Here is a 504-nt window from a genome sequence, read left to right on the forward strand (position 1 = left end):
GCGATCCTGCTCCTCACCCCGGTGCTGCTCCCGCTGGCCACCGCCGTGGAGATGGATCCCGTCCACCTGGGCCTGATCATGGTGACGACCCTGGCGATCGGCCTCTACACCCCACCGTTCGGCACCACCCTCTACATCTCGGCGTCGATCGGCAAGGTCTCCGTCATCGAGACCACCAAGGCCCTGTGGCCCTTCTACCTCCTCGCCGGCCTCGTCGTGATCATCGTCGCCTTCTTCCCGCAGTGGGTCGGAGTGATCTGATCCCGCAAGGGGCGCTCGGCGACCGGAACGCTCGCCGACCCGGGCCTGGATCCACCTCCGTGGATCCAGGCCCGCGTCCGTGCCCTCGGTGTCGCGGAGGGGCTCCGGACGACCGCGGTGACCTCGGTGCTTGGCAATCGCCGTCCCCGGGCGCATCCTGAACACGGGTCCTCAGCGGGTCATCCCTGGGAGGCGAGTTCCCATGACGCGCCCACGCCACCGCAGCACCTCGCACACCCGCGA

At 69.2% G+C, this 504-nt stretch carries 1 protein-coding gene; it reads left to right on the forward strand.

The window, feature by feature from the left end:
• Positions 1–261: TRAP transporter large permease subunit (locus tag RCG67_RS17540; RefSeq protein WP_368828109.1), on the forward strand; the 261-nt coding region annotated here is incomplete at its 5' end.
• Positions 262–504: the final 243 nt, after the last annotated feature.

It is taken from the genome of Kocuria cellulosilytica (genome assembly GCF_040981245.1).
Classification (GTDB): domain Bacteria; phylum Actinomycetota; class Actinomycetes; order Actinomycetales; family Micrococcaceae; genus Kocuria; species Kocuria cellulosilytica.